Annotated in this window: 21 protein-coding genes; 5 read left to right on the top strand and 16 right to left on the bottom strand. The window is 34.4% G+C overall.

Annotated elements, in window-relative coordinates; genetic code table 11:
• Nucleotides 1-62: 62 nt before the first annotated feature.
• The 10 genes from Q0951_RS03935 to purL form a co-directional block, all read right to left on the bottom strand.
• The gene (locus Q0951_RS03935; RefSeq protein WP_299334515.1) at nt 63-1,865 is read right to left on the bottom strand and encodes an acyl-CoA dehydrogenase family protein; all 1,803 of its coding nucleotides are present in this window, start codon (nt 1,863-1,865) and stop codon (nt 63-65) included.
• A gap of 25 nt (nt 1,866-1,890) precedes the next feature.
• The gene (locus Q0951_RS03930; RefSeq protein WP_299334514.1) at nt 1,891-3,081 is read right to left on the bottom strand and encodes an acetyl-CoA C-acyltransferase; all 1,191 of its coding nucleotides are present in this window, start codon (nt 3,079-3,081) and stop codon (nt 1,891-1,893) included.
• A gap of 101 nt (nt 3,082-3,182) precedes the next feature.
• Entirely contained in the window at nt 3,183-5,591 is a 2,409-nt protein-coding gene (locus Q0951_RS03925; protein ID WP_299334512.1) for a 3-hydroxyacyl-CoA dehydrogenase/enoyl-CoA hydratase family protein, read from the bottom strand.
• Nucleotide 5,592: 1 nt separating this feature from the next.
• Nucleotides 5,593-6,048 (bottom strand): MarR family transcriptional regulator, encoded by a 456-nt coding sequence (locus tag Q0951_RS03920; protein ID WP_299334509.1) that lies wholly within the window; start codon nt 6,046-6,048, stop codon nt 5,593-5,595.
• A 111-nt stretch (nt 6,049-6,159) separates the two neighbouring features.
• Nucleotides 6,160-7,173: a helix-turn-helix transcriptional regulator gene (locus Q0951_RS03915; protein WP_299334507.1), complete on the bottom strand. Its 1,014-nt coding sequence runs from the start codon at nt 7,171-7,173 to the stop codon at nt 6,160-6,162.
• A 12-nt stretch (nt 7,174-7,185) separates the two neighbouring features.
• On the bottom strand, nt 7,186-7,614 hold the full coding sequence (locus Q0951_RS03910) for a hypothetical protein (RefSeq protein WP_299334504.1): 429 nt from the start codon (nt 7,612-7,614) through the stop codon (nt 7,186-7,188).
• A gap of 120 nt (nt 7,615-7,734) precedes the next feature.
• Nucleotides 7,735-9,507 carry a long-chain fatty acid--CoA ligase gene (locus Q0951_RS03905; RefSeq protein WP_299334501.1) on the bottom strand — a complete coding sequence of 591 codons (1,773 nt, stop codon included), beginning with the start codon at nt 9,505-9,507 and terminating at the stop codon, nt 7,735-7,737.
• A gap of 247 nt (nt 9,508-9,754) precedes the next feature.
• A complete protein-coding gene (locus tag Q0951_RS03900) occupies nt 9,755-10,558 on the bottom strand; it encodes a helix-turn-helix domain-containing protein (protein ID WP_299334498.1) in 804 nt (267 codons plus the stop codon).
• Between the two features lie 65 nt (nt 10,559-10,623).
• Nucleotides 10,624-11,373 (bottom strand): hypothetical protein, encoded by a 750-nt coding sequence (locus Q0951_RS03895; protein ID WP_299334496.1) that lies wholly within the window; start codon nt 11,371-11,373, stop codon nt 10,624-10,626.
• 9 nt (nt 11,374-11,382) lie between these two features.
• Nucleotides 11,383-15,045: a phosphoribosylformylglycinamidine synthase gene (gene purL / locus Q0951_RS03890; protein WP_299334493.1), complete on the bottom strand. Its 3,663-nt coding sequence runs from the start codon at nt 15,043-15,045 to the stop codon at nt 11,383-11,385.
• Between the two features lie 166 nt (nt 15,046-15,211).
• On the opposite strand from purL, the gene Q0951_RS03885 reads away from it, so the two are divergent.
• Entirely contained in the window at nt 15,212-16,090 is an 879-nt protein-coding gene (locus Q0951_RS03885; protein ID WP_299334491.1) for a bestrophin family protein, read from the top strand.
• Between the two features lie 54 nt (nt 16,091-16,144).
• On the opposite strand, the gene Q0951_RS03880 is transcribed toward Q0951_RS03885, so the two are convergent.
• Complete coding sequence (locus Q0951_RS03880; protein ID WP_299334489.1) at nt 16,145-18,049, bottom strand: endonuclease; 1,905 nt, start codon at nt 18,047-18,049, stop codon at nt 16,145-16,147.
• Nucleotides 18,050-18,061: 12 nt separating this feature from the next.
• Nucleotides 18,062-19,276 carry a methyltransferase domain-containing protein gene (locus Q0951_RS03875; protein WP_299334487.1) on the bottom strand — a complete coding sequence of 405 codons (1,215 nt, stop codon included), beginning with the start codon at nt 19,274-19,276 and terminating at the stop codon, nt 18,062-18,064.
• 152 nt (nt 19,277-19,428) lie between these two features.
• Between Q0951_RS03875 and Q0951_RS03870 the strand changes: the two genes are divergently transcribed.
• From Q0951_RS03870 to Q0951_RS03855, 4 genes are all read left to right on the top strand, one after another.
• Nucleotides 19,429-20,007, top strand: a complete 579-nt coding sequence (locus tag Q0951_RS03870) for an RNA polymerase sigma factor (protein ID WP_299334484.1) — start codon at nt 19,429-19,431, stop codon at nt 20,005-20,007.
• Nucleotides 20,008-20,046: 39 nt separating this feature from the next.
• Nucleotides 20,047-20,373: a hypothetical protein gene (locus Q0951_RS03865; RefSeq protein ID WP_299334481.1), complete on the top strand. Its 327-nt coding sequence runs from the start codon at nt 20,047-20,049 to the stop codon at nt 20,371-20,373.
• Complete coding sequence (locus tag Q0951_RS03860) at nt 20,363-20,803, top strand: hypothetical protein (protein ID WP_299334478.1); 441 nt, start codon at nt 20,363-20,365, stop codon at nt 20,801-20,803. The genes Q0951_RS03865 and Q0951_RS03860 overlap by 11 nt, the downstream gene beginning before the upstream one ends.
• 220 nt (nt 20,804-21,023) lie before the next feature.
• Entirely contained in the window at nt 21,024-22,121 is a 1,098-nt protein-coding gene (locus Q0951_RS03855) for an oxidoreductase (protein WP_299334476.1), read from the top strand.
• Between the two features lie 28 nt (nt 22,122-22,149).
• Here the strand turns inward: Q0951_RS03855 and Q0951_RS03850 are convergent, their stop codons facing one another.
• From Q0951_RS03850 to Q0951_RS03835, 4 genes are all read right to left on the bottom strand, one after another.
• Nucleotides 22,150-22,599, bottom strand: coding sequence for a hypothetical protein (locus Q0951_RS03850; protein WP_299334474.1), 450 nt, complete (start codon nt 22,597-22,599; stop codon nt 22,150-22,152).
• Between the two features lie 85 nt (nt 22,600-22,684).
• Entirely contained in the window at nt 22,685-23,194 is a 510-nt protein-coding gene (locus Q0951_RS03845; protein WP_299334471.1) for a hypothetical protein, read from the bottom strand.
• A gap of 30 nt (nt 23,195-23,224) precedes the next feature.
• Nucleotides 23,225-23,767: an RNA polymerase sigma factor gene (locus Q0951_RS03840; RefSeq protein WP_299334468.1), complete on the bottom strand. Its 543-nt coding sequence runs from the start codon at nt 23,765-23,767 to the stop codon at nt 23,225-23,227.
• Between the two features lie 295 nt (nt 23,768-24,062).
• Nucleotides 24,063-25,889, bottom strand: coding sequence for an ABC transporter ATP-binding protein (locus Q0951_RS03835; RefSeq protein ID WP_299334465.1), 1,827 nt, complete (start codon nt 25,887-25,889; stop codon nt 24,063-24,065).
• Nucleotides 25,890-25,892: the final 3 nt, after the last annotated feature.

Below are 25,892 nucleotides of genomic sequence, written 5' to 3'. Positions count from 1 at the left end.
AGCCAATCCCGTTAGTGGATTGGCTTTCATAGTTGTTTAGAAAATTTGAATTAGCCTAAATTTTAGAAACAATATTTGTTCTCTGCTTTTACTTTTTCAGCAATCTCATTTCTAAGATCAACAATATCAGGATAGTTTTGATATTTTGTGAAACGTTTGAGTCCCATTAACATCATACGTTGCTCATCACCTTCAGCAAAAGAAATGATACTCTCTTTTCCTTTACCTTCAACAATACTTACAGCATTATACAAGTATAGTTTTGACATGGCTATTTGTACTTTCTGACTATCTTCTCCAAAGCGTTTTGCATTTTTCTCTGTTCTCAAAATAGTTGATTCTGCCATGTAGATCTCAATTAAGATATCTGCTGCAGCAATCAATAATTGTTGGTGTGCTTCTAAATCTGGTCCAAATTTTTGAACGGCAGCACCAGCTACCATTAAAAAGACTTTTTTAAGCTTAGCAATCATGTCTTTTTCTTCTGAAAATAATTCAGAGTAATCAGGTGTTTCAAATGACGGAATACCCATCAATTCTTGTTGAACAGCCTGTGCAGGATTTAATAGATCAACGTGTCCTTTCATTGCTTTTTTAACAAGCATACCAACGGCTAACATTCGGTTAATTTCATTGGTTCCTTCGTAGATACGTGCAATACGAGCATCTCTCCATGCCGCTTCCATAGGTGTTTCTTCAGAGAATCCCATACCTCCAAAGATTTGAATACCTTCGTCGGCACAATTTTGTACATCTTCTGAAACAGCCACTTTTAGGATAGAACATTCAATAGCATATTCTTCTACACCTTTAAGTTCTGCTTCCTGATGTGTATTTCCTGCAGCTTCACGAATGGCAATACGATCTTCGATATTTTTAGATGCTCTATAAGTAGCAGATTCACCAGCATAAGCACTAGTTGCCATTTGAGCTAACTTAGTCTTAATCGCTCCAAAATCGGCAATTGGCGTTTTAAATTGCTTACGCTCATTTGCATATTTGACAGCTGTAGTTAATAAGCGTCTTTGCGAATCTAAACACGCAGCAGCTAATTTAATACGACCAACATTTAAGGCGTTCATAGCGATTTTAAAACCGTTACCTCTTTCAGATAGCATGTTCTCAACAGGGACTACTGTATCATTAAAAAATACCTGACGTGTAGAACTTGCACGAATTCCTAATTTATGCTCTTCTTCACCCATTGTGATACCGTTAGACGGATCGTTCTCAACAATAAATCCGGTGATATTTTTATCATCTTCGATACGTGCAAAAACGATAAATAACTTACAGAAACCAGCATTAGAGATCCACATTTTTTGTCCGTTGATCTTATACGATTTTCCATCAGCTGATAATTCAGCAGTAGTTTTACCAGAGTTGGCATCTGATCCTGCTCCAGGTTCAGTTAAACAGTAAGCTCCAAACCATTCGCCAGTAGCTAATTTTGGCACATATTTTTGCTTTTGCTCTTCAGTTCCATACAAGGTGATTGGCATTGTTCCAATACCTGTATGCGCACCAAAGGCAGTACTGAAAGAACCAGTACCACTTGAAATATAATCACAAGTTAGTACTGTAGATACAAATCCCATTCCTAGTCCGCCATAGGCTTCAGGAACTGCAACACCAAGGAATCCGAGTTGACCAGCTTTGACCATACATTCTTCAGTGAAGGCATAATCTTTAGCTTCAAATCGTTCTCTATGTGCTATAATTTCACGGTCATTAAATTCCATAACCGCATCTTTCATCATGTTTTGTTCTTCTGAAAAATCTTCAGGAGTAAATACGTCCTCGCATTTTGTTTCTTTTACTAAGAATTGTCCTCCTCTTAGGATATCTTTTTCTGTTGTTTCCATCGCTATATTTTGTTTTGTTCTTTGTTTAGTTTAAAAATTCGAATATACCACAAGCGCCTTGTCCAGTTCCTACACACATGGTTACTGCTCCATATTTTCCAGACATGTCTCGCTTTCGCATTTCATCAAATAATTGCACAGATAATTTAGCTCCTGTACAACCTAGTGGATGACCTAGTGCAATGGCACCTCCATTAACATTAATGATTTCAGGATTGAGATCTAGCTCTCTAATCACAGCTAAGGATTGAGAAGCGAAGGCTTCGTTAAGCTCAATTAAATCCAGATCTGATTGTTTCAGTCCTGCTTGCTTCAGCGCTTTCGGAATTGCTTTTACTGGTCCGATTCCCATGATACGTGGTTCTACACCAGCAGCAGCATAATTCACTAAACGTGCAATAGGTTCAATATTTAGTTCTTTCACCATATCTTCACTCATGACCATAACAAATGCAGCACCATCACTCATTTGAGAAGAGTTACCAGCAGTAACACTTCCACCTTGAGCAAATACAGCACGTAATTTTGCCAGAGCTTCTTTGTTGGTACCTTTACGCGGACCTTCATCTTTGGTCACAGTATAGGATTTAGTAGCTTTTTTCCCGTTCTCGTCGATATAAGTTTGATCCACTGTAATCGGTACAATTTGTTCCTGAAAACGATCTTCAGCTTGTGCTCTTAAAGCTTTCATATGAGAATTATATGCAAATTCATCTTGATCTTCACGTGAGACATTAAATTGATTTGCAACAGCTTCAGCTGTATTTCCCATTCCCCAATAATACTCTTCATGACCAGCTTTTACAGTATCGTAGTTCAATTCTGGTTTAAATCCGGTCATTGGCACAGAACTCATACTTTCAGAACCTCCAGCGATAATGCAATCTGCCATTCCTGCCTGGATTTTAGCTGTAGCAATACCGATAGTTTCAATTCCTGAGGAGCAAAAACGATTCACAGTTACACCTGGAACATCAACACTATTGAGTCCGATTAATGAAATAAATCGTGCCATATTCAATCCTTGAGAACCTTCTGGCATCGCATTTCCTACGATAACATCATCAATTCTTGATACATCAAGATTTGGTAGTTCTTTCATCATATGCTGAATGGTCTCAGCGCCTAATTCATCGGCTCTTTTAAAACGGAATACTCCTTTGGGTGCCTTACCAACTGCAGTTCTATATGCTTTTACTATATATGCTTGTTTCATTTTTTTAAAGCTTTTGGCTATTAGCTTTTGGCCTCTAGCGATTATGATTTAATATTCAATTTGCCAATAGCAAATAGCTAAAGGCGAATAGCTTAGTAATTTTAATTACGTAAAGGTTTTCCAGTTTTTAACATGTGCTGAATTCTCTCCAGCGTCTTACGTTCGGTACACAGCGATAAGAACGCTTCACGTTCAAGATCTAATAAGTATTGTTCGCTTACTAGAGTTGGTTCTGATAAATCACCACCAGCCATAACATAAGCCAATTTATTTGCTATTTTTTGGTCATGCTCACTAATGTAGTGGCTTGCTTCCATAGCATCTGTTCCCACTAAGAACATACCAAGTGCTTGCTTACCAAGTACTTTAATGTCTTTGCGTTTTACAGGTTGTGTATATCCAGCATTGGCTAATAATTTAGCATGTGCTTTAGCCGTTGCTATTTGTCGGTCTTTATTAACAACAACAATATCTTTTCCTTTTTGAAGAATACCTAGATCAAAAGCCTCGTAAGCAGAAGTAGCAACTTTAGCCATACCAATCGTTAAGAAATATTCTTGCAATACGTTCAATTCAACATCTCCTTTTCTGAAGGTATCCTGTGCTCTTAAAGCCATTTCTTTAGAACCTCCACCACCAGGAATAACACCAACACCAAACTCTACAAGTCCGATGTAAGTTTCAGCAGCAGCCACTACTTTGTCAGCATGCATTGACAACTCACATCCACCACCAAGTGCCATACCATGAGGTGCCGCAATAGTTGGAATAGAAGAGTAGCGCATACGCATCATAGTATCTTGGAAATATTTAATCGCCATATTTAGCTCATCATATTCCTGCTCTGCAGCCATCATAAAGATCATACCAATATTAGCTCCAACAGAGAAGTTTGCGGCTTGATTTCCTACAACTAATCCTTCAAAATCTTTTTCTGCGAGATCAATGGCTTTGTTTAAGCCAGCAAGAACATCACCACCAATAGTATTCATTTTAGACTGGAATTCAACATTAAGAATACCATCACCTAGATCTTCAACAACAACACCAGAATTTTTAAATACTTCGTTTGATTGTCTAATATTATCTAATATGATAAAACTATCTTGGCCAGGAATTTTTTCCTGAGATTTCTTCGGAATATCGTAAGCATATGTAGCACCATCTTTTACAGAATAGAACGACTTGCTTCCAGATTCTAGCATTTCATTAACCCATGCATTAGGTTCTAAACCTTCAGCCTTCATCATTTCTATACCTTTCTCTACACCAATGGCATCCCAAATTTGGAACGGTCCGTGTCCCCAACCAAATCCAGCCTTCATGGCGTCATCAATTTTGTAAAGTTCCTCTGTGATTTCAGGAATACGATTGGTTACGTAAGCAAATAGAGCAGAGAGGTGTTTTCTATAAAACTCACCAGCTTTGTCCTTTCCTTTAACCAGAACTTTAAAACGATCTGCTACATTGTCTATAGTTTTAGTCAATTCTAATGTTGCAAATTTAGCACGCTTCTTTTCTCTGTATTCCAGAGTGTCAAGGTCTAAAGAAAGAATGTCCTTTTTACCTTCAGCAGAGACATGTTTTTTATAGAATCCCTGACCAGTTTTACTTCCCAACCATTTATTTTCCATCATGGTATTGATAAAATCTGGGAGTGTAAATAACTCTAATCGTTCGTCATTAGGACAATTGTCTTTAATACCGTTGGCTACATGAACTAAAGTGTCTAAACCAACAACATCAACCGTTCTAAATGTAGCTGATTTTGGACGACCAATTACAGGGCCAGATAATTTATCAACTTCTTCTATAGTCATACCTAGCTCTTTCACAACATGAAACACATTCATGATGCTGAAGATTCCAATTCTATTTCCTATAAAAGCAGGTGTGTCTTTAGCAACTACTGAAGTTTTTCCTAAAAATTGCTCACCATATCCATTCAAAAATTCTAATACCGAAGCATCAGTTTTAGGTCCAGGAATAATTTCAAATAGTTTTAAGTAACGTGCAGGATTAAAAAAGTGGGTTCCGCAGAAATGCTTCTGGAAATCTTCACTTCGTCCCTCACTCATGAATTTAATAGGAATACCAGACGTGTTAGATGTTATTAAGGTTCCAGGAGTTCTATATTTTTCAAGTTTTTCAAATACCTGTTGCTTGATATCTAATCGTTCTACAACAACCTCCATAATCCAATCTACATCTTTCACTTTAGCGATATCATCTTCCAGATTTCCTGTGGTGATTCGATTTTTAAATGACGGATGATATAAAGGTGCAGGTTTAGATTTGATAGAAGCTGTTAGTGCATCGTTAACTAATCGATTTCTAACCACTTTATCTTCTAATGTTAAACCTTTTGCTTTTTCTTTGTCGTTAAGTTCTCTTGGTACGATGTCTAATAATAAAACATCAACGCCAATATTAGCAAAATGACAAGCAATACCGCTTCCCATAATTCCCGAACCAATAATGGCTATTTTTTTAATTCTTCGTTTACTCATCTTATTTTAAAATGTGTTCTTTTTGATTGTATATCTGTTTATTTGAAATCATATTATTAATGACTTCAGCAACTTTATAAAAATTGGTAAGTTCTTCTTCAGAAACATTATCTCGTATGGTTTCATTGAATGTCAATACCTTTTCTCTGGAATAGGCTCTTTTCTCTCTGCCAAATTCGGTGAGATGAATAAGAACACCTCGTCCATCTTCTGGATTTGGTTTTCGAATGATCAGACCTTTTTCTTCCATGGTTTTGAGTGTACGAGATAAACTTGTAGCCTCCATACCCATTTTTGGACCTAATGACGTGGAAGGTGTGCCATGTTCTGGATCAATACTAAGCAATGCAAATCCAGTTGCCATAGTAGTTCCAAACTGAGATGCTTCTTCATTATACATCTTATTTACAGCTAACCATGTGGTCCTAAGGACGTAATCAATTGTTTTATCCTTCATATATTGAATTTTGAAATCCAAATATACTAAAAAATACTATGCATGCATAGTATTTTAATAAAAATTATGCATGCATAGTATTTAGAGATGTGGAATTAGAATATTTAAAATCTACAAATTCATATCAAGAATTTCTTTGCGAGATTTTATGCCAAGCTTTGAGTAAATATTACTAACATGTGATTTAACTGTACTTAAGCCAATATTTAGTTCTTCTGAAATTTCTTTGTTTGTTTTACCGTCTTGAAGTAACATAAAGATTTTTCGTTCCTGAACACTTAATGACTTAAGTTTATTAGCTTTCCTCAATACCCAGAAATAGTAACTAAATAATATTCCAAGAAGGAAAGAACATATCGCTAAAATTATATTGGTGTAGGAGTATGATTCTTTTTGATCTTCCCGTGGGAGACTATTTCTAAACTCACTAAAATATGACGATTTGTTATGCGACCATTTTTCTAAATAATCAGTATAAAATTGTTTATTGATTTCGTAATTGCTTTCATATTTGCTTTTGTAGAGTGCGTAAAGTGATACCAAACCGTTAGAGGATGTGTCTGCAATAAATCGCAACTTTTCATTTATACCTTTAGTAATGAATTCTCTTTTGAGATAGGTGTTTTCAACACCTGTACTGTCAATAAATTTTGATATTTCGTTGATTTCATCCAACGCGTCATTAGATAATCCACCCGAGATTTTAGTTTGATGAAACGGCATTGTTTTAGCATTCTTGTGTATTGAAATATTAGAATATTTCTGTGTTATAATAAAGATGTGATTTTCATCATCACCACCAATGATTAATGAGGCTGGAGGTGCATCTTTTTTTGCGATGTGTATACGATATAAACGTTCATCTTCAGGTAAAAAGGAGGTGTCAAATTTAAAATGGCCATTTTCATCTATGTCTGCTACAGAGACAATCATGGCATTTGACATGGTGTACATTTTATTAAACGAAGGAATAAGCGATAAATACACTTTATTAGTCCAGGTAGAATCCAGTTTTATAGTTCCTTTGATATTATGCTGCTCTTGTGTGTTTTGAGTAAAACAATATACACAGGAGCAACATAATACTATTGAAAACAGATATGTTTTAAAGCTGGTTTTAAACATCAAAATCAATATTTACAGGCCTTGCCAAGACAGGATTTTAACACTACCTGTAGAATTTTTGGGAATAAATTTAATAGTCCATGTACCAGATTGTGGGTTTTTAATGAATTTATTAATTTGTCCTTCTACGCCTTTTTTTAGCATATTGAAAAGAGAACCGTCATCTTCTGTCTCTATACTTTCTACGGAAAACTCACCTTGTTTGGTCCCTTCAGGATCATAGATCTCGATGGTGACATCTCCTTTTCTAACGCCGCATTTAATATCAAGTCTTAGTGCTGAAGTTCCTTCGGAAATTTTAATATCAACAGTTTGAACTTTTGAAGATTCTTTAAACCCTAAATTTCTGGTCATTGAAAACTCGGTTGATTGTTGTGCAAATGCACTTAGACTAAACAGTAGTGACAGTATTACTACGGAAACTAATTTTGGAAATTTCATAATATTCGTTTTTTAGATTACTACCGCAAATTTAAATCTACAATACGTTAATCATGCTTTTTTCGGGTTTGAAAAAAGGTCTAAAAAAGTAGTAATATGGGTTAAAACCCTCAGTATAAGCTATGCTCGGTATATTTTGTCGTATAGATCCTGATAAATTCCTTTTATGATATCGCGTTTCATTTTCATAGTAGGTGTTAAATGTCCACCATCTATAGACCATACATCTTGTGTTAACTCAAAGCGTTTGATTTGTTCCCATTTTCCGAAGCGTTTATTGTATTTGTCCACTTCTTTTTGAATACGTTTGACAACAATATCTGAAGTTGCAATGTCTTTTTCAGATGTTCCAATATCATGACCTTTATGTTCAATCCAATCTCTAATAAATTCGAAATTAGGCTGAATTATTGCCGCAGGCATTTTTTCGCCTTCACCTACAACCATAATTTGTTCAATGAAAAGAGACTGTTTCATTTCGTTCTCTAAAAGTGGTGGAATGACATACTTACCACCAGAGGTTTTGAACATTTCCTTTTTACGACCAGTAATCTTCAAGAACCCATCTTCATCAATTTCACCTTTATCACCTGTATGAAAATAGTCGCCAGTCATTACACTAGCTGTTTTTTCAGGATCTTTATAGTAGCCTTTCATGACGTTAGGACCTTTAATTAACAACTCGCCATCATCTGCAATTTTTATTTCTACATCATTAATTGGCTTGCCAACTGTTCCAACTTTATACATATTGTCCTTGTACATACCTACGGTCACCACAGGTGAGGTTTCAGTTAAACCATAACCTTCCATGACTTGCATACCTGCTGCCGCAAAAATACGAGATAGTCTTGGTTGTAGTGCTGCACTACCTGAGACCATTGTGGTTAACTCTCCACCAAGTGCCTCTCTCCATTTACTAAAGATGAGTTTATTGGCTATCTTTAACTTAAACTCATACCATGCACCATTAGCTTTATAGGGTTCCCATTGTTCTCCAAGTTTAACAGCCCAAAAGAAGAGTGCTTTTTTAATACCAGATAATTCTTCGCCTTTTAACATGATTTTATCAAAGACTTTTTCTAATAGTCTTGGAACCACACTCATGAGGTTTGGTTTTATTTCTTTGGCGTTATCTCCAATTTTATCGATGGCTTCGGCAAAATATATGGAGGTACCTGCATGTTGGTAGACATAAATTAGTACGCGTTCAAAAATGTGACATATTGGTAAGAAACTCAAAACTCGTGTTTGCCCTTCTGAAAGAGGTACTCTTGGTGAGCTGTTCAGTACATTACTTGTAATATTCCAATGGGATAGCATCACACCTTTTGGTTTTCCGGTAGTACCTGAAGTGTAAATTATGGTTGCAAGATCATCAGGTAGCACAGCATCTTTTCTTGCTTGTACTTCATCCTGATTACTGTCATCTTTTCCTAATTCGAATAATTCCGAATAATGCTTACATCCTTCAATATGATCAAAAGAATAGACTTCTTTTAAGGATGTGTTAGCTTGTACTTTTCTTACTTTTTCTAAAACCTCTGCGTCTGAAACAAAACAGTATATCGATTCGCTATGGTTAAGTACATATTCATAATCCTCTGCACATATCGTTGGGTAGATTGGAATGTTTTGAGCGCCTAGCTGAAGAATTCCAATATCCATGATATTCCATTCCGTTCTGTTTGTTGATGATATGACAGCAATCTTATCATCTTTTTGAATACCTAATCTCAGCAGTGCTCTACTCATTGCATTTGCTTTGTCTAGATAATCTTTAGTTGAAGTTTTTACCCATTTGCCATCATATTTTGTTACTAATGCAGCATCCAGGTTGTGTACCTCTAATTGATAGTATGGGAAGTCGAAAAGTCTCGTTATTTCTGTCATCTCGTTTGAAAGGATTGTAGTATTGCAAATTATGAAATTAAAAGTGAATTTCAAATGTGTGCATAAAAAAAGGAGGTGCAATGACACAACTCCTTAATTTGTTGAATTTTAACTAAAATGAAATGTCAATACTTTACTACAAATAACTAAAAACTAATAAACCCTATATATTAATTTTAGGAATGAATTTCATTTCAATACGTAAATTTAAGATTTACAAATAGTATAATGGTGTAAAAAATCGTAACTAACTATTTTTAAATACTGCTTTGAGCAACGGGTAATCTTTTTTAAAATATGATTTTGGAGTTTCACTCATAAATAATTTAAAGTCTTTTGAGAAATGAGATCTATCATAATAATCAAACATAAACATCAAATCTTTAATGGCAATTTCCTGACTTTCATATTTTCTCATGAGTTTTAAAAAGCGATATAGTCTCACATATTTTCCTGGTGTGAGTCCGACAATCTTTTTAAACTGAGTCTCTAATGTTTTTTGAGATATATTTAAATGCTCTAGAATCTCTTGAACACTCAGTAATCCTTCTTTATTTTTAATTAAATTGATAGCAATATCAATGTTTTCAGTGTTTTTATTGGTGGTAAGTTTTATGTCTGAAAAGAACTTATTAAGATGTTTTACCATGCTCTCAGGGCTGGAAAAATTACTAAAAACACTTTGAATCTTAGCATGAAACTCAGGATGGAATTCTGACAAAGCCATGTGCTTATTATCTAATTTAGAAACATCAGTATTTAATATTTTGAACAATGCAGTTGGGTGAAAACTAATTCCAAATGACATCGATTCTGAGGCGCAGTGCAATTGATAGGATCTAAAAAATTGTCCGCTAATGATCGTATCTTGCAGAGGCATTTCTTTTGAGTTTAAAATAGCTTTTTGTTTTCCGTAGAACAAATGAGTGATGTGTGTAAAACCAACAGGCAGTACTGTAGATTGAAAAGGCACAGCATTTTCAGAAAACGACAGTTGATAATACTCTTCGATTAAGTGTGGTACACTATGATCAAAATAGGTTAGCGTCATGAATAAGGATTAATTGTAGGTAAATTAATACATTACTTTGGTAAAAGCAAGCTATGTCTGATAAATCACATAGAATTGAGTGCTTCCAATTTTTTTATAAATTCTTTCTTATGCTTGTCCCAGCGTTTTCCTTTTCTAATGTCCTCATATACATCCAGATTACCATCGCGATAGTTCCAACAATAAAAGCTACCATCAGGATGAATAATTATTGCACTATAGCGTTTATAAGCGTCTCTAAAAAGTGTATTGATTAAGTGCAAATGGTCTTTTGTCCATGTTAATTTTTTAATAGACTCTGGATGCCCATTATTATGACCATAGAAATGATAAACTCTAGTTTTTTTAGTGTTGAGTTTGTTTTGACACTTCTTATGTTGTTTTAGAAATGCCTTATGACTAATGACATGTCTGTGACTTGAACTGTCTTTGCTATAAATTAATGCTGATTTTTCAGGAAATTCATTAATCTTCTTTAAAGTATCCTGATAATGAATAATCATGACTTTAGTAGTGTCGACATTATTTCGCTGTGATAAGAATTTGAACAATTGTTGTTTTTTAGGTGTTTCCAACTCTCCAAAGAGGTGAGAAAATCTCAATTTGTTCAATACCAGAGTATCATTACTCATAGTTAAGCTATAAAACAAGGTGCTTTTTAATTTAAAATCAAAAAGACGTTTGTCAATAGCATTATCGTATTCATCTAAAAAGATTGAGTCTTTTTCAACAGTATATTTAAAACTAGATTCTATGGTTTGAGAATGACTATAAAAAGACACAAAAACACAGAAGATCAATAGTCTAAATATCATGAATACAAGCTATTTATTTTCAATCCACTTTCTAGCGTTAATAAATGCCTCTAACCAAGGTGAAACCTCATCTTTTCTGTGAGCTGGATAATAAGCCCAGTTCCACTGAAATGTCGAACGTTCAATATGTGGCATCATAACAAGATGACGACCAGACGCATCGCAAAGCATGGCTGTATTAAAATCTGATCCGTTAGGATTTGCCGGATAACTATCATAACCGTACTTAGCTACGATGTTATAATCCTTTTCACTCTTAGGAAGATGAAACTTACCTTCACCATGACTGATCCAAACACCAAGAGTGGCATCTTTGAGTGTAGACAACATCACCGAATTATTTTCCTGAACAGTAACCGAAGTAAAGGCACTTTCGTGTTTGTGTGAGTCATTATGTAGCATTTTTCCGTGCTCATCATGTTCAGGATTTATTAACTCTAGTTCCATAAATAACTGACAACCATTACATATTCCAACAGATAAAGTGTCTTCTCTTTTGAAGAAATTATTTATGGCTTTATTGGCATTGTCATTGTATTTTATAGCACCAGCCCAACCTTTTGCAGACCCTAGAACATCACTATTTGAAAAACCTCCAACAGCACCTAAAAACTGTATGTCTTCTAAAGTCTCACGACCAGAAATTAAATCGGTCATATGTACATCTTTGACATCAAATCCAGCCAAATACATGGCATTAGCCATTTCACGTTCAGAGTTGCTACCTTTTTCTCTTAGAATAGCCGCTTTAGGTTTTGGTTTCGTTGGATCTATTTCTGGTAGTTTTCCGTCGAAATGCTTCGGAAAACTATACTCTAATGATTGCTTTGGATAATTTTCATATCGCGTTTTAGCCAAATCATTTGCCGTTTGCTTTTGATCGAGTAGGTAAGAGGTTTTATACCACATATCTCTCAATCTTGAAATGGTCATTGTAAAAACTTCATTGCCATTAATAATTCCAAGAACATCAGTACTAGTTACTTTTCCTATATTGAAAAATTCAATATCAGCTTCAGAGAGCACTTGTTCTATTGAGGCATCTTTAGATTGGAAAACTATACCTGAATTTTCAGCAAATAGCAATTTGATAGAATCTTTTTCATTAAGAGCACTCAAATCTAATTCTGCTCCAAGATTTACATCTGCAAAGCACAATTCTAATAAAGTTGTTATAAGTCCGCCAGAAGCCACATCATGACCAGCTAAGATTTGATGATCTTTTATGAGTTTCTGCAAGGTGTCAAACACGCGTTTCACATAAGAGGCATTTTGAACGTTAGGAACCTCATTTCCGATAGTATTCAAAATTTGAGCAAACGAACTTCCGCCTAGTTTAAAATTATCTTGTGATAAATTAATATAGTAAATATCACCTGCATCTCTTTGAAGAACAGGCTCAACTACGTTTTGGATATTGTTACAATTAGCAGCAGCAGAAATAATGACTGTACCAGGAGAAAGGACCTCTTCATTGGCATATTTCTGTTTCATAGACAATGAATCTTTTCCTGTTGGAACATTAATTCCTAACTCTATTGCAAACTCTGAAATGGCTTTTACAGCTGAATATAGTCTGGCATCCTCACCTTCATTTTTACATGGCCACATCCAGTTTGCTGAGAGCGATACGCTTTTTAAACCGTCTTTAAGAGGAGCCCAAATAATGTTGGTCAAAGCTTCAGTAATACTATTTCTACTTCCAGCTTCCGGATTGACTAATCCTGAAATTGGAGAGTGTCCTATGGAGGTTGCGATCCCTTCTTTTCCGTTATAATCTAAAGCCATAACACCAACATTGTTTAATGGCAATTGTAGCGGACCAGCACATTGTTGTTTAGCTACTTTTCCGCCAACACAACGGTCCACCTTATTAGTTAGCCAATCTTTACATGCTACAGCTTCTAATTGCAATACCTGGTCTAAATAATCATAGATAAGATCAGCATTATAATTTAGCTCACTATACGTTCGATTAACCGTTTTATCGGTCATGATTGTTTTTGGAGAACTTCCAAACATGTCTTCTAAATCCAAATCCATAGGAGTATTTCCTTTAGTTTCAGATCTAAAACAGAAGTGTTTGTCATCTGTTACATGACCAACAGTATATAATGGTGAGCGTTCGCGTTCAGCAATTTTACTGATATGGTCTAAATGTTTTTCGGCAATTAATAATCCCATACGTTCTTGAGATTCATTACCAATTATTTCTTTATCGGAAAGTGTAGGGTCTCCAACAGGTAATTTATCTAAATCGATACAGCCACCAGTATCTTCTATAAGTTCACTCAAACAGTTTAGGTGTCCGCCAGCACCATGATCATGGATAGATATGATATGATTTTCTTCACTTTCAACCATACCACGAACCACATTGGCTGCACGCTTTTGCATTTCAGGATTAGAACGCTGTACAGCATTGAGTTCGATTCCTGAAGAAAATTCTCCAGTATCTGCACTAGATACAGCAGCACCACCCATTCCAATTCTATAGTTTTCACCACCAAGCACCACGATCTGGTCTCCAGATTCAGGAACTGCTTTTATGGCTTGATCTAATTTTCCGTAGCCAATTCCGCCAGCTTGCATGATTACTTTATCATAGGCTAAGGTTCTATTGTCTTCTTTATTTTCAAAAGTGAGTACTGAACCACAAATAAGAGGTTGTCCAAACTTATTACCAAAGTCTGAAGCACCATTACTAGCCTTTATTAAAATGTCCATTGGTGTTTGGTAGAGCCACGGACGAGCTTTCAGTTTTTGTTCCCATGGACGATCATCTTCCAGACGAGAATAAGCTGTCATATAAACTGCAGTTCCTGCTAATGGTATTGATCCTTTTCCACCAGCTAGTCGGTCTCTGATTTCTCCTCCAGAACCAGTTGCAGCTCCATTGAAAGGTTCAACTGTGGTAGGGAAATTATGGGTCTCGGCTTTAAGCGAGATGACCGATTCAAATTCTGATTTGGTATAAAAATCAGGAACATCAGCACGTTTTGGTGCAAACTGTTCGATCTTTGGTCCCTTTACAAATGCTACATTATCTTTGTAAGCTGAGACAATATCATTTGGGTGTTGTTTTGATGTCTCTTTGATCATTTTAAAAAGAGACGTTGGTTGCTCTTCACCATCAATAACAAAAGTGCCGTTAAAAATCTTATGGCGACAGTGTTCAGAATTTACTTGTGAAAACCCAAAAACTTCTGAGTCGGTTAGAGGTCTTCCTATGCGTTTTGAAACACCTTCTAAATATTCAATTTCTTCATCACTTAGCGCCAAACCTTCTTGTTGATTGTAGGCTGCAATATCTTCAATATCCAAAATGTCTTCAGGCTGGATGTCTATAGTAAATGAATTTTGGTCAAGCTTGTTATATTTTTCAGAAATCATCGGGTCATAACCTTTGAAATCTTCTGCGCATGATTCAAACTCTTCAATACGAATGATGCCTGTAATTCCCATATTTTGGGTAATCTCTACAGCATTTGTACTCCAAGGTGTTATCATAGCAGCACGTGGTCCAACAAAAAAAGCATCGAGTGATGCTTGTTCTATTTTTGGTTGATTGCCAAATAACCATATCAATTTTGCAGTCGTATCGGTAGATAATTCTTTTGTTGCTTGAACAGCAAATACCTTGCTGTTTTGGTTTCCGAAGAAATGAATCATTTTATCGTATTTTTTTGAAATTTTGAAAGCTCAAATTTACACTTTTTCAATGTAACTTAAGGTGATAATTAAAATGAATATTGAGAGTTATTCACTAAATAATTCACAAATCAAATCACAATAATTGGTCATATTTGGTTACTTTTAGTTGACTTAAACCAATACTATGTACACAAGACGAATATTTCCCGTAATGGGAGTCATTAAATGGACAAGGCGTCATATTTTTTTGTTCTTTGTTTTATCAACCATTCCTGTAGTATTATTTGATATTGTAGGACTTAAATGGTTGCATGTTCCATGGTTGCCGCTAGGTGTTTTGGGAACAGCTGTAGCTTTTATTGTAAGTTTTAAGAATAATGCATCTTATGACCGATTGTGGGAAGCTCGTAAGATTTGGGGTGGCATTGTAAACGCGTCAAGATCATGGACGATAATGGTCAAGGATTTTATAACTAATGATCATGCTAAAAATAAATTATCAGATGAAGAATTGCACGCTATTCATAAAGAGTTAGTACACAGGCATGTTGCCTGGTTAACAGCGTTGCGTTATCAGTTACGAGCAGATAAACCATGGGAGCAGCATGTAAAATCAGGTAAATCGAATCGAGAATTTAGAGAAAACCATTATCTGATTTGTGAGGATACAATTCCTATCGAAGAGGCGATTGAAGGTTATATTTCTGAAAGCGAATACAAAGACGTATTTGCCAAAGGAAATAAAGCATCTCAGTTACTAGGAGTTCAGTCTAGACGTTTAAAGGAATTAAAGAACGATGGTTTGATTGAAGATTTTAGACATATGGAATTGGCTAATATGTTGGTTGAGTTTTATACACTGCAAGGTAAAAGTGAACGGATTAAAAACTTTCCGTATCCAAGGCAATTTGCTACGCCTAATTATCTATTTGTTTGGATCTGTATTATTTTATTGCCCTTCGGAATTATGGAAAGTTGTGAAACTATTGGTAATTATATCATAGAAGATTTATCCAGTCATGAATCTCAAACTTCTACTTTACATCGAATACAGGATTTATAGCTAAAAAAAAGCGTCCCGATTAATCAGGACGCTTTTTTTAGAAGAATATAAGCCTTATTGTTTGATCAGTTTTTTAGTAATACTTCCATTAGATGCATTACATCTAATAATGTACATGCCTTTTGATAATCTTGAGATATCAAGTTTTTGCTGATCGGTAGAAATGCTTTGAACTGTTACTTTCTTACCAAGAATATCGTAAACTTCAACTTCAATATCTTGATTTGATATAATAGTCACTTCATCACCATTGGCAGGATTTGGATACATGATAAACTCAAAAGTGGTAAATTCATCAACACCCAAGGTTTGAATGTGTGAGCCAAGATCATCACAATTATTAGATGCAAAACTATTCCATTCGTTAATATCAAATGTCGTTGTTGGTCTATCTACAGTAGGTTTTCTAACTAACGTCGTATTCTGTGCATAATTAGCACTACTATTAAAATCGCCTAAGATATCAATCAATACATCGTTCTTGAATAACCCGATAGCATCATTTCCGTTGAAAGATGTGATATCATTATTAAGATTATCATATTCTGATGTACATACTGTAGAACCTCCATTGGCAATCACATATACATCTTCATTGTTAATAGAAGTATTATTTGGAAATGTATAAGTGGTGCTCCAATTGGCATTTCCATTGGTACTAAGTTTTAAAGTATAGATTGACATGTCAACGGTTGCTCCTGTAAAATTAGCGATCTCCAGTACTTTATTAGTTCCTGAACCTTCGATATATTCCGAAAAGAAAATATCAATATCACCACCAGAACTTCCATTATTTGTGGTCATTTCACAATCTTCATTACTGAAATTAGATTCATTGCCAGAGGCATCTTTTGCTTTAAGCGTAAAGCAATAGTTGGTATCTGCTGTAAGACCTGTAGCTGTAAAAGTCGTGCTAGATGTATTGAATGTGTTCACACCATCTACATAAATATCATATGAAGCCACAGCAATATTGTCGGTTGCAGCTGTCCATGACAAGTCAATACTATTATCTGTAGGATTAGACGCTACAAGATCGATTACATCAGAAGGAGCTTCAGTATCTGGTGTTGTACTCCAAATTTGCAATACATATTCAGGATGGTCAACAAAAGGATTTCTATTGTTTTGATGGTTGTAAAAAATATTATTATTTCTATCGATTTCCTTTTGCGATACAGGATCATTTAAATGCCAATCGATTAATACACTCAAAAATGGTTCAGCTATGGCCTGGTCTGAAGTACCATTAAACATTGGATAAGATGACCAGTTGCTTACCTGATTTTCATAACGTGTCACAAAATAAAAATAGATACGAGCAATATCACCTTTAAATTCATCTATAGGTTCAAAAACAGTTCCAGAATAATCAATTGGATAGCCTAAATCTTCATAACCTCCCACTTTAGAACCGTTTTGGGTTGGATTAGAAATACCAGATTGAGAGATTAATTGGTTATCGTCAACATTTCCGAATGGATAATTACTTCTAAATCCATTCACCCTTCCATCAGTAGGAATCAAATGATGTGCATCACTATACATAGGTGTTTGAGAACTAAATACCGATTGTGGAATGACGTGTTCTTTGTTATAGCAAACTCCTTCAGCATTAAAGTTTCCACATTCATCAGCACCTGGTGTAAAATTGTAAGGGTCATTTCCTGTAGGATTTTCAGAGTACATGTCTAAAATGGTATTACTACCATTAGTCTCGTAATAGAAGTCTCTTTCATAAGTAGAATTGAAACCATCTAATGAATTATAACTTTCTACGGTTTGAATTTCTTCTATAGTATTATTTATTTGAGGATCATCAGTACTGTTGATAATTCTAAATAACTGCGTCTTTAAGGTATAACCTGTTCCAGTAGCATAGTCATAATAACCAGCAGGAACCTGAGCCGAAGCTGTTAATGTAATAAGAGCAATGAATAAAGTGTAAAAATGCTTCATGTATTTTGGGTATTATTTTTTCTTTTCTAGTAATGCCATGTAAAATCCGTCATAGCCAGATTGATGCGATAATATACTTTTATCTTTTACAAAGGTAAAGTCTTTTCCTAATTCTGATGTTAAGAACGTGTCAACTTGTGTTCTATTTTCTGAAGGTAAAATAGAACAGGTAGCATATACCAACTTGCCTCCAGGTTTAACAATTCTGGAATACTGTTGTAAAATATCTTGTTGAGTTTGTTTGATGCTTTCAATGAATTCAGGTTGTAATTTCCATTTGGCGTCAGGATTTCGTCTCAAAACGCCTAGTCCAGAACACGGAGCATCAATTAATACACGATCTGCTTTATCATATAGTTTCTTCACTACTTTAGTAGACTCAATTGGTCGTGTTTCAATATTGAAAGCACCATTACGTTTTGCTCTACGTTTGAGCTCATGCAACTTATTGGCATAAATATCTAGCGCAATAACCTGACCTTTGTTTTCCATTAAAGAAGCAATGTGTAGGGCTTTTCCGCCTGCACCTGCACAAGTATCCACAACTCTCATACCTGGTTCTACATCCAAAAATTCTGCAACCAACTGAGAGGAGGCATCCTGAACTTCAAAAAAACCATTTTTAAAGGCTTCGGTTTGAAATACATTAGCACGTTCTTTCAGTTTTAGAGCATTAGGATACCCTTTAATTGATTCTGTTTCTATATGATCATCAAATAAAAGTGATTGTAATTTTTCCTTTGTCGTTTTAAGTGTATTAACTCTAAGGATTACATCTGCCTGCTCATTTAAGGCATGAATTTCTTTTGTCCATACAGCTTCTCCTAATTCCTTAACACCCAATTCGTCCATCCAATCTGGAATAGCTTCCTTAAATTTTCTGGTTTGAGACAACTCATCAAACTTACCTTTGATCTTACGTTGTGGTGTATTTTCAAAATATTTCCAATCGGGTAATTTGATACCTCTTAACGTTGCCCAAACGGCAAAAATTCGCCACAGGTTATCACGATCATAAGGTGCTTTGACTTCTGCAATTTCTGCATAAAGACGTTTCCATCTCACAATGTCATAGGTGGTTTCGGCAACAAAGGCACGATCACGACTTCCCCAACGTTTATCACGTTTTAGTAGTTGTTGAATAACTTTGTCTGCATATTTGCCTTCATTGAAGATAAGTGTTAATCCATCAATAACTGCAAAGCATAAGTTTCTGTGTAAACGCATTATAAAAAATTAAGCATGCAAAGGTACATTAAAAGTTGAGATATTGAAGTGTTTGAGATAAAGTGTTATCTTTTGAGAAATAATTTTTTTACACAAGTTTTTATTGCTTAACGCATCTAAACCTAATTGAATTAATACTAGTTTTCTTTTTTTTGACAGAAACCGAATTTATAGAAGCATTAAAAAGTGGAAGTAGAGCCTCTTACAGTAAGCTCTTGGACGACTATCAGCAAAAAGTATTTGCAACATGTTTGTCTTTTGTTCCTAATAAAGAGGATGCCGAAGATATTGCTCAAGAGGTTTTTGTAGAGGTCTTTAGATCAATCTCTAAATTCAAGAAACAATCAAAATTATCAACCTGGATCTATAGAATTACAACAAATAAATGTTTAGAATTTATACGAAAGCGAAATGCCAAGAAACGTTTTGCCTTTATGCAGTCAATAACAGGCCAAAACTTTGAACTGGACAGAACTAATTATTTTACTGAAATGAATCATCCAGGGATTATTTTGGAGAATAAAGAGAAACAGGAGCTATTATTTTTAGCAATAAACAATTTACCTGAAGCTCAACGATTGGTCTTTACACTGAACAAAATAGACGGAAAGAGTTATCAAGAGGTTTGTGATATTACAGAGAAAAGCCTATCTTCAGTGGAGTCGCTTATGTTTAGAGCCAAGAAAAATTTACAGAAATTACTTGAAGATTTTTATAAAAATGATAGCTAACACAAGTTTTTATTATAAACAGCATCTAAAAGAATGACCATGAAATCAAATAAACACATACAGGATCAAGTACATAGCGTTTTGAATAGTGCAGATACTATTAATGATGTTAAGGTATCTCCATTTTTTAAAGATAAAACGTTGAATGTATTATTTTCTGAAAAAGAAATGAGACAATCAGGTTGGTCGTGGTTTACGCCAAAACTGCAGCTGGCAACTTTACTTTGTTTTATTGTTTTAAATATCGTAGCTCTAACTCAAATTAATAATTTATCCTATGACGACAATATTTCAGAATTTGCTGATTTGCATGATTTGAATACATCTGAAGATAATAGCTTATTAACTGATACTTATGAAGACTAATAAAATTTTATACATATTAATCATATTTCTGGCAGTTGCTAATGTCTTTTTTCTAGTCAATCATTTAGGTCGTTATAAAGGAAAGAAAAGAGTAAGTCAAAGCGATTTTATTGCTAAAGAATTAAAGTTTGATGACGCACAAATGCAAAAGTTTACTGTTCTCACTGATCAACACGAAATGGAAATGAATGTGATTTCTGATTCACTTAAGAAGTTTAAAGGTAAATTGCTGAATAAAATTTCTGAAGAGCATGTATCAAAGAATACAGTAGATTCATTATTACAAATCATTGGTGATTATGAAATACAAAGAGATGAAAAGACCTTTTACCATTTTAAAGCCATACAAGAGATTTGTACAGATCAGCAGAAAAAACGGTTCAATGAGATTGTTAAAAAAGCACTCCGAAAAAAGAGACGACGGAAATAAATAATATTTTCAAATGTTAGATAGTATTGATACTAATGACGATGGGTTTTTATCCAGAAAAGAATTAGAGAACGCCCCACAACCCAATGCTAGACAACCACGAGGAAGGCGTCCTGGTGGTAGACAATAATAATTATTTGGATTATTTTTTTAATGTTAATTTGAAAGGCTTCATGATTATGTCATGGAGCTTTTCTATTTTTATAGAAATTTGAAACTCATGAAGCGATTACTAGTTGTATTGTTAGGTCCTATTGTTATTATTGGTTTAGGGAGTTGCGGACTCTTTAATCACAATATTAATAAGTACAAACCGATTAAAAACCGATTTTCAAAAGTTGACATTGAAACGTTAGTGCAAGACTCAACTTTAAATGTAAGAGCGATTGAGATCGTGGATGCTGTCGGACTAGTCTATTTAACGTCTAATGGCGGTTTAGGAGTTTATTATAAAGATGATTTTGACATGCCTGAATCTCTTAAAGAAGATTTTCCAATATATCTCAAATACGATTCTATTGTTCCAAATTTCAGAGCCTTAGCTGTTAGTAATGATGCTGGCTTTGGAATAAGTATTGGTTCTCCAGCACTCCTATATAAATTAGATGTCGATATCGAAAAGAATAAGGTGATCTACAAAGAAGATCACCCAAAAGCTTTCTATGACTCAATGGAGTTTTGGAATGCAAAAGAAGGGATAGCTATTGGAGATAGCGTAGATGGTTGTTTATCTGTGATTATTACCAGAGATGGTGGAGATACCTGGACTAAGTTAACCTGTGATCAATTACCAGAAGGCATTGAAGGCGAAGGTGCCTTTGCTGCAAGTGATACTAATATTGCAATCATTGGAGATAAAACCTGGGTTGCAACAACAGCTGGACGTATCTATTATTCTGAAGATAAAGGCGTCTCATGGGACACTATCGATACACCTATCATGAAAGCAAAAGACACTGAAGGTATCTATTCTATCGATTTTTATGATGATATGAATGGTTTTGGTATTGGAGGAGATTATACAAAAGCAGCAGATAGTTCAGCTAATAAAATACGAACTCAAGATGGTGGAAAAACATGGCAGCTTGTGGCACAAAATCAATCGCCAGGATACCGAAGTTGTGTACAATATGTTCCTGGTAGTAACGCCGAAGAATTAGTAGCTATTGGCTTTAAAGGTATTGATTACTCAGCCGATTCGGGGAATACCTGGTCTCATTTAAGTGACGAAGGATTTTATACCATAAGATTTTTAAACGATAGTGTGGCTTATGCTGCTGGTAGTGGACGTGTGTCTAAATTAACATTCAAGAAATAAAAAAAGAAGCCAATTGGCTTCTTTTTTGTTAAGGTCTGTTCTTTCTGAATTGCTCTCGCCGTTTTTGTAATTCTTTAAGCATTTGCTTTTTGAATTGCTCTTCAACAAGTTTAAGTAAGATGATTTTTTTTGCAGGAATTGCTGTTAAGAGACTCTCAATCAAATCATTTTTAAGGGTGTGTTGTTCTTTCTCGAAAGCTAAAAAATCATTGAGTGCTTTTTTTGCTTCTGCTTCATTGAGATCTTCAATCTTTAAATTACGTCTTTGTTCTCTGGCATTAAGGCGTAACATTTCCATTTCCTTTTCGTGTGCATTGTAAATTGGCCAAAATTTTTCAGCTTCATCAGTAGTCAGTTCTAATTTTTCAGTAATAAAAGCAACTTTTAACGCTTTGATACGCTCCTGTCTCTCTTTTCGTTGTCCGAAAACATTAAGCGTTAGCGCAATAAAAAGTAGTGTTATAAATATCTTTTTCATGTGTACACGTTTATTTTTTTTTTAGTTGTCACATGTAACATCTGATTGTTATTAAGCATTTTATATACTATAACTAAATGATGTTTCACTGTGTTTGTTCTATAATTAGGTCTTCAATATCAACTTGATCTAAAAGATAATCTTCAAGTAAATCTTCAGAGATGTTGTTATCAATAAAATTGTCTTTGTTAAGCTCATCTTCAGTTAAAAGCGCAGCTAGTTCGTAACTGGTATAGTCTTCTGCTTCGATATAATTCTCAATAGAAGCCATTTCAATATCTTCAAAGCTTATGTTTTCCGAAGGACTATAAAACACATTAAACATCAAAATCAATGATGCAGCAATGGCTGAAGTATACATGACTTTTTTCCAAGTGAATAAGGATACAACTTTGGTGTCATTTTCTGGAGTAACCTGATTTAATATGCTCTTTTCTACGGAATCAAAATACGACTCAGGAACTTCAAAACCAGATTGCTCAACTTTATCTATCATACTAACTTCACTAAGAATTTGCTCTTCAACTTTTGAAAAGTAATCTTTAGGTGTTTTAAATCCTGAAGTTTTAATAGTATCTAATTTTTTCTGTTTCATATCTATAAGACTCTAAAGTCTTTAATTGGTTTAATCCTGTGTTAAATAGGCTTCTATTTTTTTTACTGCAATATGGTATGAAGCTTTTAAAGCGCCTTCACTGGTATCTAGAATATCTGACATGTCTTTATACTTTATATCCTGAAAATATTTCATGTTAAAAACCATTTGTTGTTTTTCAGGTAACGTCGCAATAGCTTGTTGTAATTTATACTGAATTTCATCACCTTCAAAATATACATCAGCTGTTAAACTATTAACCAAATGTTCTTGCGTTTCACCATTAGTCAAATTCAAGCGCTTCACATTTTTGTTGATGTGTGTAATCGATTCATTGGTTGCTATACGATACATCCATGAAAATAATTTACTATCGCCTTTAAAGTTATGAATGTTTTTATAGACCTTAATAAAGGTGTTTTGTAAAACATCATCTGCATCATCATGAGATTTCACAATATGACGTATATGCCAATAGAGTCGTTCCTTATAAAGTTTTAAAAGTTCTTTAAAAGCAGCTTCTTTAGTAGATGAGGTCTTTAGACGTTGTATAAAATCCTGTTCGTTGTCCAATAAAAACGTTTTCTCTTTTGACTCGTCAATTTACTGAAAGTTTAATCAAAAAATTTTTTTTTATCTTAATAATTGGTAATCAATTAGTTGGTTATAAAAACATCGATTAAGTGTAAAAAAATAACGATGAAATGCATTTTTTTCTTGCACAGTACATTTATTTGATTTATGTTTGTCTCAGCCTAACCTACTTAATTATTGCCATTGTCCCCAAATATGGCGATAGAACTGAAAAGGATGCAACCCAAGTCGCATCCTTTTCTATTTTTTAAAGCCTCTTATATTCGATTTTTAACTATTCGAAACTCTGCATATCGACAAGTTTTTTATAAACACCGTTTTTAGCAATAAGTTCGTTATGAGTTCCTTGTTCTGCAATTTCACCTTTTTGCATGACGATGATCTCATCTGCATTTTGAATTGTAGAAAGTCTATGAGCAATCACTATCGATGTCCTGTTTTTCATCATGTTCTCAAGAGCAACCTGAACTAAACGTTCACTTTCTGTATCTAAAGCAGAAGTCGCTTCATCTAATATCATTATAGGTGGATTCTTTAGTACAGCTCTAGCAATATTTAAACGTTGTTTTTGTCCTCCAGAAATTTTAGTTCCTGAATCACCAATATTGAAATCTAAGTTGCCTTTCAGATCTTTTACAAATTCCCAGGCATTGGCAATTTTTAAAGCTTCAATAATCTCTTCATCTGTAGCATCTTCTTTTCCTAATAGGATATTGTTTTTTATAGTATCGTTAAATAGTACCGAATCTTGAGTTACTAATCCCATTAAATCTCGTAACGAATGTTTGGTTAAGGTTTTTATATCTGTGCCGTCAATTGCAATATGACCTTCAGTAACATCGTAAAAACGGGTAACTAGATTGGCAATAGTAGATTTTCCACTTCCTGATTGTCCGACCAATGCAACACTCTTTCCTTTTGGAACTTTTATTGAGAAGTTTTTGAGTACCAGATCGTCTTCGTATTTAAAAGAGACATTATTGAGTGTTATTTCCGAAGTAAACTCTTCTTTTATGATTGCATTTGGATCATCTTTTAAAGGCGATTCGGTATTTAAAATTTCCAATACACGTTCTGCAGCAGCATTACCTTTTTTAACACTATAACTAGCTTTACTTATGGCTTTTGCTGGTGTAAGAATATTATAAGCTAAGCCCATAAAGGTCAAAAATTGTTCGCCTTCAAGTGATTGCTCTACTAATACCATTCGTCCACCAAACCAGAGTAATACACCAATAACACCAATGCCTAAAAATTCACTAGTTGGTTTAGCGAGATTAGTTCGGTTAAGTAGTGAGTTTGAAAAGTGAAAAAAGCGTTTTGTTGAAGCTTGAAATTTTCTATTGAAAATCCCTTCCATATTAAACCCTTTTATGACTTTGAGTCCGCCAAGAGATTCTTCCAGCAACGATAAAAAGTAGCCTTGTTCCTTTTGAACCTTATCAGATTTCCGCTTTAAACTTTTTCCTATTAGAGAAATAATGATTCCTGATATTGGAATAAAAATAAATACAAACAGTGTGAGTTTTACACTAATTGTAAGCATAAATATGATGGTAAAAATAATGGTGAGTGGCTCTCTAAAGAACAACTCTAAAATAGATAAGAACGAGTGTTGTATTTCAAGAACATCTGTTCCTAATCTTGCCATAATATCACCTTTACGTTTTTCAGAAAAGTAAGACAAAGGGAGTTCTATAGTTTTTCCGTAGAGTTCATTACGAATATCCTTTAGGGTACCATTTCTCAAGAATGTGATGAAATACATTGCGAGATAATTGAATACATTTTTCAAGAAGAATACCGTAAGGATGAGTATAATTACGAACGTTAAAGCTTTAGCTGGATCATTATCTGCAAGCTGACTAATATGATAGTTTAGATAGTCATTAAAGAATGTTGCAGCTTCTGTAAACCCATTATAGATTGGTTTTTTAGTAACCCTAATAGCCTCTTTATCAAATAACACTTTTAATAAAGGCATCAATACCATAAATGATAAGCCAGAAAATAAAGCGTAAAATATGTTGGCAACAATATTTAGTATGGCATAGCCTTTATAAGGTTTTGCAAAGCGAATTATTTGTTTGAAATAGTTCATTGA

Origin of the sequence: uncultured Psychroserpens sp., assembly GCF_947501425.1 — a bacterium.
Lineage (GTDB): Bacteria > Bacteroidota > Bacteroidia > Flavobacteriales > Flavobacteriaceae > Psychroserpens.
The sequence above is the reverse complement of the archived record's forward strand: the minus strand, read 5'-3'. Positions and strand labels throughout refer to the sequence as shown.